Genomic DNA, 18,419 nt, shown 5'->3' on the forward strand with positions numbered 1-18,419 from the left:
GCCCATTGTTCGTTTTTAAGGGTATTTACGTAGTTGATTATAAAAATGAGCGACCCGTACTCTTAGAGCGTCGAGCTCCTATCAGGTCGGTCAACTTTTTTAGCTGTTTCCCGATTTCTTTTTATATAGGACTCATTCGTGCTGTTAGCGACTGCTTGATTGATGACGACACCAAGTCGCCGAGAGTTGATCGACTGATTACTTTGAGCACGTTCTATCACCGGATGATTAAGAGTTTCTTGCTCTTTTTTTGGTGGTTGTGTATTCTCGACAACTTCTTTTTCTTTATTGACTTTCGCTAAGAGCTTATCCTTTTTTCTTAACGCATCATCTATCCTTTCTCGACTGCTTCGATCCGTATAAGCATCATAAAAACCAAGGATTTGGGGAGCTTGATACTTTTCAAGCGCCAATTGAAGATTTCCAATAAACGACTCTTGTGTGTAGTCGACTTTTTTGAGTGTTTGACTAGCATTGATATACTTTATTTTATTCTCTGTATTCAAGGATGTATGATGTACCAACGCTATTCTTGTTTGGTGAAGCTTAGTTCTTACTTGATCCAGAGTCACAAATTGATCGATGTATGTAACAAAATCCTTGCTATGCTCGACACACAACTTCTGATGCTTCAATGCTTCAAGCTCACTGATCGTTCTGCCAATGTCTTTACAGCTATTGAGAATATTTGCGTTAATTTCATCTAACTTCTTTTTACTTTTTTCAATCACTTTTATTTGTTCTGTCACTTCTTTATTCAATCGAGCTTTTTGCGTATATAGGACTCTTCGGCTAAGGGAATTGTTTTTGGTATATGTACCTGGATATAGTTTATTTTTCATTGGATGTACAGGTATAGCTGTATTTAGGTGAACGCCATTATAAGTGGTTTTCAAGCGCTCGATATACGTTTTCAACTGAGAAGGATAGTATATTTCTTCAGCATTCTCCAATTTCCATTTAGTCCACCCTGCTTCATAGTTCAGTCTTTTGAATGTATGGCTACCCCTATAATAGGGATATTTTTTGGCGTAATTGATATCTTTTTCAATTTGTTTCACCCTGCGTAATCTCGGTAAATGATCATCTATCTTTTTCCTATATTGATGCAACAAATCAACGATCTGACTGTCTACGTATTTTTGATCTGAAGTTGTTCTATCTTTGCTATTCCCATTATTAATGTGGAGCACGATCGCTTTTTGTAGTTGATCAAGTTCATGAGTTTCTTTCCTAACATTGGAAAGTTCCCTCACAAAAAGCTTGTTCAATGCTTTTTTCTCTGCTTTCAACAGCTCTTTATATGTCGCCATGTTCTTCTTCCTTTCTTTATTCGTTTTTGTGCTTTATTCTATGTAAAAAAGCCGTTAGATCAACCTCAACTGACTAACGGCTCCATATTGTTTAAGGAAGGATATTTCCTGCTGCACGATAAAGTTCATACCAATCTTCGCGCGTTAATTGGATTTCTGACGCTTTCGCAATTTCTTCGATCCTTCCAGGATTCATCGTTCCAGCAATTACTTGCATATTTGCAGGATGACGCAAGATCCACGCCGCTGCTAAACCGGTCGGAGTCGTTCCGTATTTTTCAGCTAAGTTATCCAATACTTGATTCAACTCAGGGAATTTTTCATTTCCAATAAATACTCCTTCAAAAAATCCGTATTGGTAAGGAGACCACGCCTGGATAGTCATATCATTCAAGCGTGAGTAATCTAATACACTACCGTCATGGTCAACGCTTCCATCATCAGTCATATTGACATGGATTCCTTGATCGATCATTCCAGAATGCTTTAAGCCAAATTGCAATTGATTGGCTAGTAATGGCTGTTTCACATACTTCTTAAGCAAATCGATTTGCATCGGTTTTTGATTGCTGACACCAAAATGGCGAACTTTCCCTGATTTTTCTAATTCATCAAATGCTTCAGCCACTTCGCTAGGATCGACTAAAGTATCTGGACGATGGAGTAAAAGCACATCTACATAGTCCATATTCAAACGTTGAAGGCTTCCTTCCACCGATTCAATGATATGTTTTTTTGAAAAATCGAACATAACACCAGGAACTATCCCACACTTCGTCTGGATAAATAAGTCTTCTCGTTTAAGTGACGTTTTTGCCAACGCATCAGCAAAAATCGATTCACATTCTCCGCCTCCGTAAATATCGGCGTGATCAAAAAAATTGATTCCATTATCGTAAGCTGTTTCAATCACTTTTACTGGATCCTTTGCTCCGTTTATTCGCATACAACCAAGAATAACAGAGGAAACCATCTGGGTTGATGCACCCAATTGAATCTGTTTCATCTCAAAACTTCCTTTCTTTTCGGGATAATTTTACCACAACTTTAATGAAAAGGCTTTAAAAATAGACACCGTATTTTTCTATTCTACAGAAAAATAATACGGTGTCTTGCCCTATTCTCAACTTTATGATTTTACGCGTAGCCCTTTTGCTCCAATATCCATCCGATAGAATGTCTGATTCGTATCTTTTGCCGCAAGCGCTGTGTAGATGTTTGTTCTTGCCTCAGTCAAGGTTTCACCAAAACTCTCCACCAAGTAGATTCGCCCTCCTGATCCCACCAATTTTCCATCTTCTTTCCCTACACCTGCATAATAGACGGTCACATCCTCAGTTGAAAAATCAGGGAGTGACATCCCTTTTAAGTAGTCGCCCGGATACCCTTCAGCTGCAACAACTACACCCACGTTATACCCCTCATTCTCCCATACAAGTTCACTTGGCGCTTGCCCTTTAAGCAATTCATCAATCACTTGGACAAAGTCACTTTTCAAACGGGATAAAACGACTTGCGTTTCAGGGTCTCCGAATCTTGCATTGAATTCAATCACTTTGGGCCCCGTTGATGTTGCGATCAACCCTGCATATAAAATACCAACGAACGGACGTCCCAGTTCTACCATTCCATCAGCGGCTGGTTGAAGGATTTTCTGAATCGCTTCTTCCACTAACTCGTCGGCGATTTGTGGCACTGGCGTATATGCCCCCATTCCGCCTGTGTTTGGACCTCGATCCTCGTCGTATGCTCGTTTATGGTCTTGTGAGATCGGCATTGGATATATTTCATTCCCATTGACGAATGCCAGTAAAGAAAATTCCTCTCCCGATAAAAATTCTTCAACAACGATCAATTTTCCGCTGTCTCCAAAGCGATGATCTTCTAACATTTCTTTCGCAGCCTGAACTGCTTCTTCCACTGTCAAAGCCACTACGACACCTTTACCAGCAGCTAATCCATCCGCTTTGATCACGATAGGTGCACCTTGTTCTTCGATATATTTTTTTGCAGCTGCAAAAGTCGTAAAGTTCTCTGATTCAGCTGTGGGAATGCCAAATTTTCCCATCAACTCTTTTGCAAAACTTTTCGACCCTTCGATTATCGCCGCAGATTGAGTTGGGCCAAAAATTTTTAGCCCAGCGTCTTGGAAGTCATCAACGATCCCATTCAACAATGGTTGTTCTGGACCAACGAACGTCCAAGTAATCTGATTTTCTTTGGCAAATTCAATCAACTTTTGATGATCCAGTTCATGGATATCTACTTGTTCGATGCCATCAATGGTCATACCTGGATTACCAGGTGCACAATAGACCTTGTTAACTTTCGGACTCTGTTTTATTCTCTTTCCTATCGCATGCTCTCTGCCACCAGCACCTATGATCAATATATTCATCTGCTACTCCTTTGTATTAGTGTCTGAAATGACGTACACCAGTAAATACCATTGCCACACCATATTTATTTGCCATATCAATGGATGCTTGGTCTTTGATACTTCCCCCCGGCTGGATGATCGCTTTGATTCCATGTTTTGCGGCATATTCGACAGAATCATCCATCGGGAAATAAGCATCACTTGCTAATACTGCATCCTTGGTCTTAGCTCCTGCTTGTTCAATAGCGATCTTAACAGAACCCACACGATTCATTTGTCCCGCACCGATTCCTACTGTTTGATGTTCATTTGCCAAAACAATCGCATTTGACTTCACATGTTTCACTGCCCGCCATGCAAAAGCCATAGCAGCTAGTTCCTCTTCAGTCGGTTTTCGATCAGTCACTACTTGCCAATCTTGTTTCTCTTCCATCGCAACATCTTCGTCTTGGACTAATAATCCACCTAAAACAGAAACCGTTTCTTCCGTATACGTAGACTCTTTCACAGTAAAATCAACAGTCAACAATCGAATATTTTTCTTCGTCTTCAATACTTCTAAACTCTCTGGTGTAAACGATGGTGCAATGATGATTTCTAGAAAAAGCTTATGCATCGCTTCAGCTGTAGGCAGATCTACTTCTCGGTTGAGAACGATAATTCCGCCAAAAATCGATACGGGGTCTGCTTCATAAGCAGCATTCCAAGCAGCAAAAATCGTTGAAGCAGAACCAATCCCACAAGGGTTCATATGTTTCAACGCAACAACAGTCGGTTCTTGATACTCTCGCATGATCCGTAGCGCCGCATCCGCATCACGAATATTATTGAAGGACAATTCTTTTCCATGAAGTTGTTGTGCTTGGGCAATCGAATAACTTTCCGGCAATGCCGTTTCATAAAACGCTGCCTTTTGATGACTGTTTTCTCCATAGCGAAGATCCTGTTTTCGATCAAAGGTAAGCGTCAATTTTTCTGGTTCGCGTTCAGCTACTTGACCGGTTAGATACTGTGCGATCAAAGCATCATATGCAGCAGTATGGCGAAATACCTTTGCAGCTAATTTTTTTCTCGTTGCAAGCGACGTTCCCCCCTGTTCCTTCAATTCCGAAAGAACCACAGGATAGTCTGCAGGATCAACGACTGCTGTCACAAACTGATGGTTTTTAGCTGCGCTACGCAACATACTTGGTCCACCAATATCGATATTTTCAATTGCTTCTTCTTCCGTTACACCGGATTTCATGATCGTTTCTTTAAATGGATATAAATTGACACAGACAAAATCAATTGGCGTGATCTGCGAAGCTGCCATGTCCTTCATATGACTAGATAGATCTCGACGACCCAACAATCCCCCATGGATCTTTGGATGAAGGGTTTTGACACGACCATCCATCATCTCAGGAAAATCCGTTACTTCTTCAATTGAAATCGTGGGAATACCTGCTTCATCAAGCACTTTCTTCGTCCCACCAGTAGAGATGATCTCAATGCCATTTTCTATTAGCCCTTCAGCAAACGCAATAACACCTTTTTTATCTGACACACTTATTAATGCTCTTGTCATTTTATATGAGCCTCCATTGTCTTCATTTCTTTTACAACTTGTTCAATCACTTTTGGGTAGATTCGATGTTCTACTTGATGTATCCGTCTTTCTAGCTCTTCCAGTGTATCCTCTTTTTTGATTTCTACACTTTCTTGACAAATGATCGGACCAGTATCAACACCTTTATCAATGTAATGGATCGTCACTCCTGTTTTCTTTACTCCTGCTTCAAACGCATCACGAATACCATGTAATCCTGCAAAATCAGGTAATAAAGAAGGATGGATATTGATGATCCGTGATTCATATTGCTCTAGTAAAGTAGAACCGATGATCCGCATATATCCTGCTAGAACAATCAGTTCTACTTCTTTGTCCAACAAACATTCCAATATTTTTTCTTCGTATGCTTTTTTTGTCTGAAATTCTTTTGGAGAAAATACACTTGTCGAAATATCCAGTTTACTCGCACGTTCTAAAACGTATGCATTCGGTTGATCACAAAAAAGCCACACAAATTGATCTGTTAAACCTTTTTCACGGAAATATTCGACCAACGCTTGAAAATTACTGCCATTTCCCGAAGCAAATACTGCAATCCTCATCTTGTTGCCTCAGCAAATTCCACTTTTTCTGTTTCTAACGGCACGACTTCTCCAATACGATAAACAGCTTCCCCTTGTTTTTGTATTTTCTCCATGATCTCATCAGCTTCGATGGCTTCTACTGCTAATACCATTCCAATGCCCATATTAAAGATTTCATACATTTCTTTCGTTGGTATTTCTCCGTACTTTTCCAAACAATCGAAGATCGGCAATATCGGCCAAGAACCTAGTTGGATGCGAGCCGCTGTTCCTTCAGGCAGCATGCGAGGGATGTTTTCAACAAAACCGCCACCAGTGATATGAGCTGCTCCCTTGATTTTTTGCTCTTTCATGATCGGCAATAGTGAAGAAACATAGATTTTCGTAGGTTTTAGCAATTCTGCGTTAAGCGGTTCTGATAATCCGCTGATCGTATCAGATAATGCAAAAGCGTGTTTCTCAAAGAAAATTTTGCGCACCAATGAATAGCCATTAGAATGAATACCACTAGAGGCCAAGCCAAGAAGGACATCTCCAGCTTTGATTGCTTTTCCTGTGATCAATTGCGATTTTTCAGCGATACCTACCGCAAAACCAGCAAGATCATACTCGTCTTCCGTGTACATCCCCGGCATTTCCGCTGTTTCGCCGCCGATCAGAGCCATATCGGCCTCAACACAGCCAGTAGCTACTCCCGCTACGACTTTTTCTAACTTTTCCGGAGAATTCTTTCCTGTTGCCAAATAATCCAGAAAATAGAGCGGTTCAGCACCTTGCGCAAGAATATCATTCACACACATCGCTACACAATCAATTCCGATCGTATCGTGTATCCCAGATTCGATCGCTAAGAGTAATTTCGTTCCCACACCGTCTGTGCCAGAAACTAGGACCGGTTCCTTTAAATGGCTGAATGAACCAAGCTCGAAACACCCGCCAAAACCGCCAAGAGCCCCCATTACACCAAGTCGTTCTGTCCTTTTGACATGCTTTTTGATCCTTTCGACTACTTCATAACCTGCTTCGACATTCACACCCGCATTCGCATAAGCATTTCCCATCTCGTTCGTGTCCTCCTTAATAATCAAAAAAACGATACTTTTTCTTTTAATGATTCCTGATACTTTTCGTCGTAATCGTAGAGTGGAGTAGGATAATCTCCATTGAAATAAGCCATACACAAACCAGAATATGGAGCATCCTCCGCTAGACCGATTGCTTGGATCAATCCTTCTTCACTTAAAAATTCAAGTGAGTCAGCTTCAATACATTGTCTGATTTCTTCTACACTATGATTCGCTGCAATCAGCTCTCTTCTAGTTTGGATATCGATGCCATAGAAACAAGGATATTTCAATGGTGGTGAAGCAATCCGCACATGGACTTCTTTCGCTCCTGCTTCTTTCAGCAAACGAACGATCCGCCGACTCGTCGTTCCTCGAACGATCGAATCATCGACCATCACGATCCTTTTTCCTTCGACTACACCGCGAACTGCTGAGAGTTTCATCCGGACTCCTTGTTCTCTCAGTTCAGGGGTTGGTTGGATGAATGTGCGTGCAATATATTGGTTTTTAACTAAACCAATTTCATAAGGGATACCACTTGCTTCAGCATAGCCGCTAGCAGCAGATAAAGATGAATTAGGAACACCAACTACCATGTCAGCATTGACTAACGCTTCTTTTGCTAAATTCCGCCCCATGTTCTTACGCGCTGTATGGACATTGATTCCTGCAATATTGGAATCAGGGCGCGCAAAATAGATATATTCCATTGAGCAGATGGCTAGTTGCGTATCTTTTGTATACGTTTCAACACGATAACCTGAATCATCGATGATCACGATTTCTCCTGGACGAACGTCACGCACAAACTTGGCACCTACTACCTCCAGAGCACAAGTTTCCGAAGCAATCACATACGCACCATTTTTCATTTGTCCAATCGCAAGCGGACGAAATCCGTTAGGATCAAGAGCCGCAATCATGGCGTCTTCTGTCAGTAAAAGATAAGCAAACCCACCTTTCACCTCATTCAACGCATATTTTAGTTTGCCAAGAAAGGTCTGCTCACCACTTCGGCGTATCAAATGCATCAGGATTTCTGTATCAGAATTAGAATGAAAAATCGCTCCATCTTTTTCTAATTCTGTGCGTAGTGAGCGCGCATTCGTTAAGTTACCGTTGTGTGCTAGACCAACTGACTGATCATAAAATTTAAATAGAAAAGGCTGGATATTATCGACACTTCCATTTCCCGCCGTTGCGTAACGGACATGACCGATCGCAGCCTCACCCGATAATGCCTTTAATTTTCTTTGATCTTTGAACACTTCCGAAAGCAATCCGAGATCTCGATGACCTAACAGTTTCCCTTGATTATTCGATACGATCCCGGCTCCTTCTTGCCCACGATGTTGCAAACTATGAAGACCAAAATAAGTGATACTCGCAGCGTCTGAATGCCCCCATACGCCAAATACCCCGCACTCTTCATTTAAACTCTTTACTTCATAAGGCATTCGATCGCTTCCTTCCAGTTTCTATAGGCAACTTGAGTAGCCACATCGATTTTCCCATCAGAAGCTTGGATGGTGATTCTTTTTTCCGTGGTTACCTGCCCGATCAATGTCGCTTTTTCGCCTACGATTGTTTCAAAAGCTGCTTTATTCTCTGGCGAAGTCGTCAAAACGAATCTTGACTGTGTTTCAGAGAACAGTTTCGCTGTTGTCATTGTCGTCCGTACGTCTAAGCCGAATTCTTTAGGAAAAGCTGCTTCTGCCAAGGCAACAGCCACCCCGCCTTCTGCGCAATCATGCGCACTTGCGACTACTCCAGCCTTAATCGCTGCTAACACTATTTGTTGGTTCTCTTTTTCAATCGTCAAATCAAAGTGTTCGATATCTCCTTGGATTTTTCCTAATTGTAATTTTTGGAGTTCACTGCCATTGAAGTCCTCGTAAGTTTCACCAAGCAGATAGATAAGATCCCCTGCTTCTTTGAATTCTTGTGTCGTGATATTCTGTTGTTTTTCAATCAAACCGACCATTCCGATCATCGGTGTTGGATAGATTGCTTGACCATCTGTTTCGTTATAGAGAGAAACATTCCCAGAAATAACGGGCGTCCCTAACACTTTGCACGCTTCAGAGATACCTTCAGCAGATGTTTTTAATTCCCAGAATACTTCTGGTTTATCTGGAGAGCCATAATTCAAACAATCTGTGATTGCTAGTGGTTGCCCACCGCTTGCAACGATATTCCTTGCTGCTTCTGCTACAGCGATCTGCCCACCGATTTCAGGATTCAGATAGATGTAGCGAGCATTACAGTCAGTAGTCATTGCCAATGCCTTTTCTGTCCCACGAATCCGTAAAACTGCCGCATCACTTCCCGGTCTGACCACTGTATTCGTTTGTACTTGTGAATCATACGTTTCATAAATCGAATGTTTCGAAGCAATCGTTGGCTGACGTAATAGATCAAGTAATACTTCGTTAGGATCAGTGATCACTGGCTGATATTGACCTAATTCTTTGAATTCTTTGATCCGGGCAGGTTCTTTTGCTTCCTTTTCATAGACTGGTGCGTCTTCTGCCAACGCATCCACTGGTAAATTTGCTACTTCTTCCCCATGATGGTATAGACGATAAAGTCCATCATCTGTCACTTTACCGATCGTCACAGCATCTAGATCATATTTTTTGAATAACTCTTTCACTTGTGCTTCTGCGCCTTTTTTTACACAAATCAACATCCGTTCCTGTGATTCAGAAAGCATCATTTCATAAGGTGTCATATGACTTTCTCGTTGTGGGACATCGTCTAAACTCAGTACCAAACCCGAACCAGCTTTAGACGCCATCTCAGAACTTGAAGAGACCAAGCCAGCAGCCCCCATGTCCTGGATTCCCACTAGAATATCAGCATGATCTAAAACAAGTTCTAAACAAGCCTCTAGTAAAAGTTTTTCCATAAATGGATCGCCTACCTGCACAGCTGAGCGTTGTTGCTCTTCTTCTTGGCTGAATTCTTCAGAAGCAAATGTCGCACCGTGGATACCATCGCGACCGGTTTTTGCACCAACATACATGATTGAATTCCCGACTCCTGAAGCTTGTCCCTTTTGAATATTTTGATGATCGATCAAGCCTACACACATTGCGTTAACTAATGGATTCCCTTCATAACATGGATCAAAAGCAATCTCACCACCAACAGTTGGGATACCGATACAATTTCCATAACCGCTGATACCAGCTACAACTTCATCTAATAAATATTTCGTACGAGAATTATCTAGCTCACCAAAACGCAATGAATCTAGAATGGCGATTGGTCGTGCGCCCATACTGAAAATATCTCTGATGATTCCTCCAACTCCTGTAGCTGCACCTTCATAAGGTTCAACTGCTGAAGGATGGTTATGGCTTTCCGCTTTAAAAACAACTGCTTGACCATCACCGATATCAACGATCCCAGCCCCTTCACCAGGACCTTGTAAGACTTGCGGACCGCTTGTTGGGAATTTACGTAAGATGGGTTTCGAGTTTTTATAAGAACAATGTTCGCTCCACATCACAGAGAACAAACCTGTTTCTGTATAGTTAGGCATTCTTCCTAGAATATCTTCTTCGATCATGCGATATTCTTCATCAGTCAATCCCCACTGTGAATAGATTTTTTTCTCTTTGATTTCTAAAGCACTTGGTTCACTTAATGTTTTCATTTCAAACAGTCACCTTTCCAAAGTTCTTGATCATTGAAGCAAAAAATCGTTTTCCATCTTCTGAGCCCAACAATTCTTCCATCGCTCTTTCTGGATGAGGCATCATCCCTAGTACATTTCCCTTTTTATTCGTGATCCCTGCAATATGTGCTACACTGCCATTAATATTTTCAGCAGCGTAAGTAAAGGCAATCTGATTGTTTTCTTTCAATTCCTGTAAGGTCTCTTCATCACAAAAATAATTTCCTTCCCCATGTGCTACAGGTAACTGAATGACTTCATCGGTCCCATATTCCGAAGTAAAAGGTGTCTGGTTATTCACTTTTAACGGCACTGACTTACAGATAAAGCGTAAAGAATCATTTCTTCTCAAGACACCTGGAAGCAGGCCTGCTTCCGTCAATATTTGGAAACCATTACAGGTGCCAAAAACTGGTTTTCCTTCATTTGCAAAACGAATCACTTCTTCCATGATCGATGAAAAACGGGCAATCGCTCCACAACGCAAGTAATCACCATAGGAGAATCCACCAGGAAGCAAAACACCATCAAAACCTGCTAATGAAGTTTCATCATAACGAACGTAATCGGCTTCGACACCCATGATTTCACGTATTGCCCATAACATATCTGCATCACAATTTGATCCAGGAAAGACGACCACAGCAAATCTCATATTAGATTTCCTCCAATTGTTCGATTTCATAACGATACGTTTCCATATTGACATTCGCCAACAATTTGTCACAGATTGCTTCGATCGTTTCTTCAACTGCCTGTTTCTCTGCTGAGACTTGGATCTCGAAGTATTTGCCGATTCGAATCTCTTCTACAGTGTCATACCCTAAACGATGAACGGCATTCTTGACCGCTTCTCCTTGAGGATCTAAAACAGAATCTTTATAGGTGACATAGACTTTTACAAAATACATGTGCTTTTCTCCTTTTACCCATTGTTTTTTATTGATTGATTTTTTCTAAGCGATTCAATACTTCTTTATATACAGGGACGATCTCACCGATTTTTCGGCGGTAAACATCTTTGTCCATGTGGGCTTCCGTTTCTAGATCCCAAAGGCGACACGTGTCAGGAGAAATCTCATCTCCTAAAAGAACAGCTCCATCACTGGTTTTACCAAATTCCAATTTAAAGTCGATCAGTTGTAAGCCGATCTGTTTGAACAATGGTACCAAAGCATCATTCACTCGTTTGGCTTGTTCCTTTAATTCAGCAATTTCCGCCATCGTTGCTACCTTCAAAAACAAAACATGTTCATCATTGATAAACGGATCATCTAGTTGATCATTTTTGTAATAAAATTCAACAATGGGCTGAGGTAACGTTTGTCCTTCTGGTATCGCCAAACGTTTAGAAAAGCTCCCTGCAGCGACATTACGCACGACTACTTCTAAAGGAATGATATTTAATTTTTTTACTAATTGTTCGTGTTTTGATAGTTGTTCAATAAAATGATTCTCAATACCTTGCTCGTTTAGATAATTGAATATCTTACTTGTGATTTGATTATTCAGTTCTGCTTTACCAACGATCTCATCTTTCATTGCACCGTTAAGCGCAGTGGCTTGATCGAGATACTCGATCCAAATCACTTCTTCATCACTAGTACGATACATTTTCTTGGCTTTTCCTTCATAGAGCAAATCTCTTTTATCCACAGTTCCATCTCCTTAGTTACTTTACATTCATCAGCAAACCGCTTCTTTATGTTCGTGTTTTCACTTTTGATTTTAACAAGGCTTGTCAGATCAATCAATATAAATATGTACATTTTTACCATTAAAATTGTCTAATGTTCGTGTTTTTATCTTTTAAAGCTGATGGGAAATTTTGACAAGCGTTTACACAGATAAAAAATGGTGCTATAGTAGAATTAAATAAACTTGGATACTTTGTTCAAGGAGGTAATTGAATGGAAGAGTCAACCTATGCCAAACGTTTTTTATCTGAATTATCACCAGAAGAGAAAGCCCGTCTGTATAATGACTTGCTCTCAATCAAAGATGTCTATTTATGTAACAAAGATACGAGCTTTTATACCTTCCGTAAAATCCGTCGTGCGGCTAAACGACGAACGGAATGCCGGAAAAGAACGTTTCAGTTTCAAACAAACACGAAGCATCATTTGGTCATCTGCCAAATTCATGAACAAAGACTTTTTAAAAACCATTATCGAATTCAAGTAACCTACGATCAACAAGAATTCACTTATACTTTTATTGAAGAATTATTACAGCTACTTCATACACAACATTTTGCTTATGGAGATCACGCTGTTTACGCATAGTTTTTGAACCTTGCAGTCATAGATACCAAAAAAGGTACGACAATCCCTTTGTCGTACCTTTTTTGGTTATTCTGATAGGTTGAAACGGTTCTAGTGATCGTTGCACTATAAAACAGTAACTTTTTTATATTCAACTATTCGTTGTTTATTCTAATCCTACCCGTTTAAAAATCGTATCCACATTTTTCAAATGATGACGATAATCAAACGCGTCATCGATATCTTCTTTCGATAAAACCGAAGTAATGGCTGGATCTTCTTCTAATAACGGACGGAATTGTACTTGGTTGTCCCAAGCATATGCCGTTTTTGGTTGCACCAAGTCATAAGCTTCTTCCCTTGTCATACCCTTGTCGATCAATTTAAGCATAACACGTTGGCTATAGATCAAGCCAAACGTAGCAGACATATTTCGTTTCATATTTTCAGGGAAAACCGTTAGATTTTTAACAATATTCCCAAAACGATTCAACATATAATCCAATAAGATCGTCGTATCAGGTAAAATGATGCGTTCTGCTGAAGAATGTGAGATATCTCTTTCATGCCACAATGACACATTTTCATACGCCGTGACCATATGACCGCGGATCACTCTCGCCAACCCAGCCATATTCTCTGATCCAATCGGGTTTCGCTTATGAGGCATTGCAGAGGACCCCTTTTGACCTTTAGCGAAAAACTCTTCTACTTCTCGTGTCTCAGATTTTTGCAATCCGCGTATCTCCGTCGCAAAACGCTCGATACTCGTTGCAATCAAGGACATTGTTGCAAAATATTCTGCATGTAGATCCCGTGGCAAAACTTGTGTAGACACTTCTTGTGGGCGAATACCCAACTTGTCACAAACATATTCTTCGATAAAAGGCGGGATGTTGGCAAACGTACCCACTGCACCAGAGATTTTGCCAGCTTCCACTCCTTTGGCAGCATGTTCAAAACGTTCGATATTTCTCTTCATTTCAGAATACCAAGTAGCCAATTTCAAACCAAAAGTCGTTGGTTCAGCATGTACCCCATGCGTTCTCCCCATCATGACTGTCAACTTATGTTCTTTTGCCTTTTCGCCAATAATTGCTGTAAAACGTTTCAAATCTTCTCTTAAAATATCATTTGCTTGTTTGATCTGATAGCCATAAGCTGTATCGACAACATCTGTACTTGTCAATCCGTAATGGACCCATTTGCTCTCTTCACCTAACGTTTCCGAAACTGCGCGTGTGAAGGCCACAACATCATGACGTGTCGATTTTTCGATTTCTAAAATTCGGTCAATATCGAATGAAGCATGTTCTCTGATTTTTTGTACATCTTTTTTAGGGATTTCTCCTAATTCGGCCCAAGCTTCATCAGCTAAGATCTCCACTTCAAGCCATGCTTGATATTTATTTTGTTCTGTCCAGATATTGCCCATTTCAGGTCGTGTATAACGTTCTAGCATCAATTATTCTCCTTTAATCCCAAATATTGGTTTTCTTTATTTCATCCAATGTTTGTTGGATATCTTCAGTCAAAATGGTGATATGTCCCATTTTACGACCTTTTTTCGCTTGTGATTTCCCATAAAAATGAAATTGCCAGTCAGGCTTTTTGTCGATTAGATGATAACTTTCAAGCAGTTGTTCTCCTAATACGTTTACCATGACTGCATCGCTGAGCAAACGAACTTTGTCACTCAATGGCCAACCACAAATTCCACGGATATGGGCATCAAACTGACTCATCGAACAAGCTTCGATGGAGTAATGTCCTGAATTGTGCGGACGTGGTGCTAGTTCATTCACGTATAATCCACCTGATTTCGTCAAAAACAACTCGACACCTAGAACGCCCGACAAGCTCACCGCTTCGGCAATTACTCGAGCGATCCGTTCTGCTTCTTCGATTACTTCACTAGAAACATGAGCTGGTGCAATCGTTTCGTGTAAAATATTGTTACGATGGATATTTTCAACTACTGGAAATGTACTATATTCGCCTTGGCCATTCCCTGCTACCATGATTGAGATTTCTTTTTCAAAAGGGATCCATGCTTCCAATACGCAAGTCCCTTCTCTTAACAGATCCATCGCTGGAGCAAGATCTGTACGACTTCTCAATACATATTGTCCTTTTCCATCGTATCCTCCTCGCGTTGTTTTCAATACACAAGGATACCCGATACCGTCAATTGCATCTTGGATATCCGTTGGGCTAACGATTGTCGCATAAGGAGCGATGACGATGTTGTTTGTTTCCAAAAAGGACTTTTCTAACAGCCGGTCCTGTGTGATTGCCAATAGATCCGTTCCTTGGGGGATAAATGACATTGGTAAAATCGCATTAAGTGCTTCGACACTGACATTCTCGAATTCATAAGTGATAACATCTGTTCTTCTAGCAAGTTCTTCTAGTGCAAACGTGTCATCGTAGGTTCCTTGAATCGTCCAATTTGCCACTTGTGCAGCTGGACAATCAATTACAGGATCAAGAACACCTACTTTAAAGCCCATTTCTTTCGCGCTGATCGCCATCATGCGGCCAAGCTGACCGCCACCGACGATCCCGATCGTTGATCCAGGCAACAAAGGTTTAACCAAGTTGATCACTACTTTCTATAACAGTTTCTGCTAACATTGAGCGTCGTTGCGCTAATTTAGCCTCCAACTTTAAATCATACATTGAAAGCATCTCTATCGCAAGTAGTCCAGCGTTAATTGCCCCTGCTTTTCCGATTGCCGTCGTTGCAACCGGCACTCCTCCAGGCATTTGAACAATCGATAGTAGCGAATCCAATCCATTCAATGTTCGTGTTTGTACCGGCACACCAATAACTGGTAGTGTCGTTTGAGAAGCCACCATCCCCGGTAGATGAGCAGCACCACCTGCACCTGCAATAATCACTTTGATTCCTCTCGCACGTGCTTCTTTCGCATATTGAAACATCAAATCAGGTGTCCGATGTGCAGACACCACCTTTTTTTCGTAAGGAATCTCGAATTCATCCAAAATGTCACAAGCATTTATCATCGTCTCCCAATCGGAGGTACTTCCCATAATCACAGAAACTGTTGCACTCATGTCTTTCTCCTCTCTCTCTTTTACATCCATATTTTAGCAATGAGTTTTTTTGTTGTCAAAGAATTTTCGAATATTATCTAAACAATTTGCAAAATTGTTCGTGTTTTATCTAGAGCAAAAATATAGAGGAACATTTTTACATGTTCCTCTATATTTGATCTTTTCTATTTATTTTTTCTTGCTATCGCTTCTTCCAGTATTTCTTCATCTTTTTTGAACCCATTAAAGATCAAGTTTAGAATAATTGCAGTCACACTACTCATGACGATACCGTTTCCTGTAAACATTTGTACTGTTTCAGGCAACCGACTGAATAAGTTCGGCATGATATTGAAACCTAGGCCAAAACCAATCGAAACTGCGACAATCAAAAGATTTTTATCATTTGTAAAATCAACTTCTAATAACATACGGATTCCTTGGACAGCAACCATACCGAACATGACAAGCATGCCACCGCCCAATACTGGTTCAGGGATGATCTGTGCCAATGCACCGATTTTAGGAAACAGACCCAAAACGATCAAGAAAAAGGCAGAAAAATAAATCGGTTTTCTAGTTTTTATACCTGAAAGTTGAACTAAACCAACATTTTGAGAAAAACCAGTATAAGGAAATGTATTAAAGATCCCACCCAAAATCACAGCTAAACCTTCTGCACGATACCCTTTTTTCAATTCTTCTTCTCCGACTTTTTTGCCTGTAATATCCCCTAATGCAAAATAAACACCTGTTGATTCAACCATACTGACCATTGAAATGATGATCATCAATAGGATCGACCAAACATCGAAGGTCGGTTTACCAAAGTAAAAAGGTTGCGGAACATGGAATAATGGTGCTTGACCGATCGCACTCAAGTCGATCAACCCCATGAACGCTGCCAAAAGACTGCCACCAACTAACCCGATCAGGACAGCAATCGAACGAATGAAGCCTTTTCCTAACATTTGAACCCCCACGATCAATAAGATGGTCACAAACGCTAATAACAAATTCGTTTTATCGCCAAAGTTTGAGGCAGCTGAATCCCCACCACCCATTTTTTCAATAGCAACAGGAATTAACGTTAGCCCAATAACAGTGATAACTGTTCCTGTAACGATCGGCGGAAATAATTTTTTGATTTTAGAAAAGAAACCGGCAATCAAAACAACGAAGATTCCCGAAGCGATGATCGAACCATAGATGGCACCAACACCTTTACTACTACCAATCAAAATCAAGGGGGCCACTGCTTGGATCGCACATCCTAGCACGACCGGTAAGCCAATACCGAAAAAGCGGTTGACAGTCAATTGTAGCAGTGTGGCTAATCCACACATAAAGATATCGATGGAAATAAGATAAGTCATTTGTTCTTGATTAAACCCTAATCCTGTACCGATCAACAATGGGACAGCTACAGCACCTGCATACATCGCCAGTAAATGTTGTAAGCCTAGGACAGCGGCTTTGCCATTTTGTGTTTCTTTTTCCACGATTATGCGTCCTCCTCAAGAAATTCGACTTGCCCATTGGATAAAGAAGCAATCCGCGCAAGTGAAACAACTCTTAATCCCATCTCTTCCAATAATTGACGACCATCTTGGAAAGATTTTTCGATGACGATGCCAATACCTTCGACTTCAGCTCCAGCCTGACGACATAGTTCGATTAACCCTTTTGCTGCTTGTCCATTCGCCAAAAAGTCATCAATGATCAATACTTTATCCTCTGCAGACAAAAACTTACGAGAAATAGAGATCGTACTGGTTACTTGTTTCGTAAATGAATAAACAGATGCTGTCAGTAATTCTTCATCCATTGTTAAGCTTTTCGCTTTTCTGGCGAAGATCATCGGTACATTCAACTCTTTTGCCGCAAATAAAGCTGGGGCGATACCAGAAGCTTCGATCGTTACTACTTTTGTGATTCCTTTTTCTTTGAATACTTCTGCAAAACGCTGTCCCATTTGTTCCATCAATACTGGATCGACTTGGTGTGTGACAAAGCTATCAACTTTTAACACTCCTTCACCCAAAACATGTCCATCTTTTTGAATACGTTCAACTAATTCTTTCACTTTATTTGCTCCTTTTTCATTTATTAATACAAAAATAACCACTTTTCACAAAAAAGTCCAATTATTCCTATTTTCCGCTCGGTTCAGCGTGAATAAAAAACACCCGTTTACTTAACGATAAGTAAAAAAGGGTGTACAAAACACTCTTTTACTTATAGTCCAGTATTTACGGTACTGGCTAGATACTGTCAACCTTATCATGACGATATATAAGTAGAGGATGATCAGAAAAACAATTATAACCAACTACTAGAACGAAGCATACGCTAGCTCTTACATGATCAAACAATCGTTTTTCTGACTTTTATTAAGAAAAATGCCAAAAATAGGCGGATAGATCAAAATAGTTTTTTCGTAGTCATCCAAGTACTTGAACGACTGTTATGTTTCAAATATTGAAAATAGTCTAACATTTGTTTCTGAAA

17 protein-coding genes and 1 riboswitch are annotated in these 18,419 nt (G+C 40.5%); of the genes, 1 reads left to right on the plus strand and 16 read right to left on the minus strand.

Going from position 1 to position 18,419, the window contains the following annotated elements:
• Nucleotides 1–62 precede the first annotated feature (62 nt).
• The 11 genes from DVW83_RS09735 to purC form a co-directional block, all read right to left on the minus strand.
• Complete coding sequence (locus DVW83_RS09735) at nt 63–1,313, minus strand: hypothetical protein (RefSeq protein ID WP_104660273.1); 1,251 nt, start codon at nt 1,311–1,313, stop codon at nt 63–65.
• 91 nt (nt 1,314–1,404) lie between these two features.
• Entirely contained in the window at nt 1,405–2,319 is a 915-nt protein-coding gene (locus DVW83_RS09740) for an aldo/keto reductase (protein ID WP_137239324.1), read from the minus strand.
• Nucleotides 2,320–2,442: 123 nt separating this feature from the next.
• Entirely contained in the window at nt 2,443–3,711 is a 1,269-nt protein-coding gene (gene purD, locus DVW83_RS09745; RefSeq protein ID WP_104660275.1) for a phosphoribosylamine--glycine ligase, read from the minus strand.
• Nucleotides 3,712–3,727: 16 nt separating this feature from the next.
• A complete protein-coding gene (purH, locus tag DVW83_RS09750; RefSeq protein WP_104660276.1) occupies nt 3,728–5,263 on the minus strand; it encodes a bifunctional phosphoribosylaminoimidazolecarboxamide formyltransferase/IMP cyclohydrolase in 1,536 nt (511 codons plus the stop codon).
• Complete coding sequence (purN, locus tag DVW83_RS09755) at nt 5,260–5,850, minus strand: phosphoribosylglycinamide formyltransferase (RefSeq protein WP_104660277.1); 591 nt, start codon at nt 5,848–5,850, stop codon at nt 5,260–5,262. The genes purH and purN overlap by 4 nt, the downstream gene beginning before the upstream one ends.
• Nucleotides 5,847–6,893, minus strand: coding sequence for a phosphoribosylformylglycinamidine cyclo-ligase (gene purM, locus DVW83_RS09760; protein ID WP_104660278.1), 1,047 nt, complete (start codon nt 6,891–6,893; stop codon nt 5,847–5,849). Before purM ends, purN begins: the two co-directional genes overlap by 4 nt.
• Nucleotides 6,894–6,916: 23 nt before the next feature.
• Nucleotides 6,917–8,356 (minus strand): amidophosphoribosyltransferase, encoded by a 1,440-nt coding sequence (gene purF, locus DVW83_RS09765; RefSeq protein WP_104660279.1) that lies wholly within the window; start codon nt 8,354–8,356, stop codon nt 6,917–6,919.
• Complete coding sequence (gene purL, locus DVW83_RS09770; RefSeq protein WP_104660280.1) at nt 8,341–10,563, minus strand: phosphoribosylformylglycinamidine synthase subunit PurL; 2,223 nt, start codon at nt 10,561–10,563, stop codon at nt 8,341–8,343. The genes purF and purL overlap by 16 nt, the downstream gene beginning before the upstream one ends.
• Nucleotide 10,564: 1 nt before the next feature.
• Nucleotides 10,565–11,239 (minus strand): phosphoribosylformylglycinamidine synthase subunit PurQ, encoded by a 675-nt coding sequence (gene purQ / locus DVW83_RS09775; protein WP_104660281.1) that lies wholly within the window; start codon nt 11,237–11,239, stop codon nt 10,565–10,567.
• A gap of 1 nt (nt 11,240) precedes the next feature.
• Complete coding sequence (purS, locus tag DVW83_RS09780; RefSeq protein WP_005876462.1) at nt 11,241–11,495, minus strand: phosphoribosylformylglycinamidine synthase subunit PurS; 255 nt, start codon at nt 11,493–11,495, stop codon at nt 11,241–11,243.
• 28 nt (nt 11,496–11,523) lie between these two features.
• On the minus strand, nt 11,524–12,240 hold the full coding sequence (gene purC / locus DVW83_RS09785; protein ID WP_137239326.1) for a phosphoribosylaminoimidazolesuccinocarboxamide synthase: 717 nt from the start codon (nt 12,238–12,240) through the stop codon (nt 11,524–11,526).
• 254 nt (nt 12,241–12,494) lie between these two features.
• Here purC and DVW83_RS09790 point away from each other — a divergent pair, with 254 nt between their 5' ends.
• A complete protein-coding gene (locus DVW83_RS09790) occupies nt 12,495–12,869 on the plus strand; it encodes a hypothetical protein (protein WP_005876458.1) in 375 nt (124 codons plus the stop codon).
• 145 nt (nt 12,870–13,014) lie between these two features.
• Here DVW83_RS09790 and purB read toward each other — a convergent pair whose 3' ends face one another.
• The 5 genes from purB to DVW83_RS09815 all read right to left on the minus strand — a co-directional run bounded on the left by purB (nt 13,015) and on the right by DVW83_RS09815 (nt 17,994).
• Nucleotides 13,015–14,310 (minus strand): adenylosuccinate lyase, encoded by a 1,296-nt coding sequence (purB, locus tag DVW83_RS09795; RefSeq protein WP_104660284.1) that lies wholly within the window; start codon nt 14,308–14,310, stop codon nt 13,015–13,017.
• Nucleotides 14,311–14,323: 13 nt separating this feature from the next.
• Nucleotides 14,324–15,448 carry a 5-(carboxyamino)imidazole ribonucleotide synthase gene (purK, locus tag DVW83_RS09800; protein ID WP_005876455.1) on the minus strand — a complete coding sequence of 375 codons (1,125 nt, stop codon included), beginning with the start codon at nt 15,446–15,448 and terminating at the stop codon, nt 14,324–14,326.
• Entirely contained in the window at nt 15,441–15,929 is a 489-nt protein-coding gene (gene purE, locus DVW83_RS09805; RefSeq protein WP_104660285.1) for a 5-(carboxyamino)imidazole ribonucleotide mutase, read from the minus strand. Before purE ends, purK begins: the two co-directional genes overlap by 8 nt.
• Nucleotides 15,930–16,093: 164 nt before the next feature.
• Nucleotides 16,094–17,410 (minus strand): nucleobase:cation symporter-2 family protein, encoded by a 1,317-nt coding sequence (locus DVW83_RS09810; protein ID WP_104660286.1) that lies wholly within the window; start codon nt 17,408–17,410, stop codon nt 16,094–16,096.
• 2 nt (nt 17,411–17,412) lie between these two features.
• Complete coding sequence (locus tag DVW83_RS09815; RefSeq protein WP_104660287.1) at nt 17,413–17,994, minus strand: xanthine phosphoribosyltransferase; 582 nt, start codon at nt 17,992–17,994, stop codon at nt 17,413–17,415.
• 135 nt (nt 17,995–18,129) lie between these two features.
• Nucleotides 18,130–18,227: riboswitch (purine riboswitch) on the minus strand.
• Between the last annotated feature and the right edge of the window lie 192 nt (nt 18,228–18,419).

The sequence above is a fragment of the Enterococcus sp. VV15 genome (genome assembly GCF_005236045.1).
Lineage (GTDB): Bacteria > Bacillota > Bacilli > Lactobacillales > Enterococcaceae > Enterococcus_B > Enterococcus_B durans.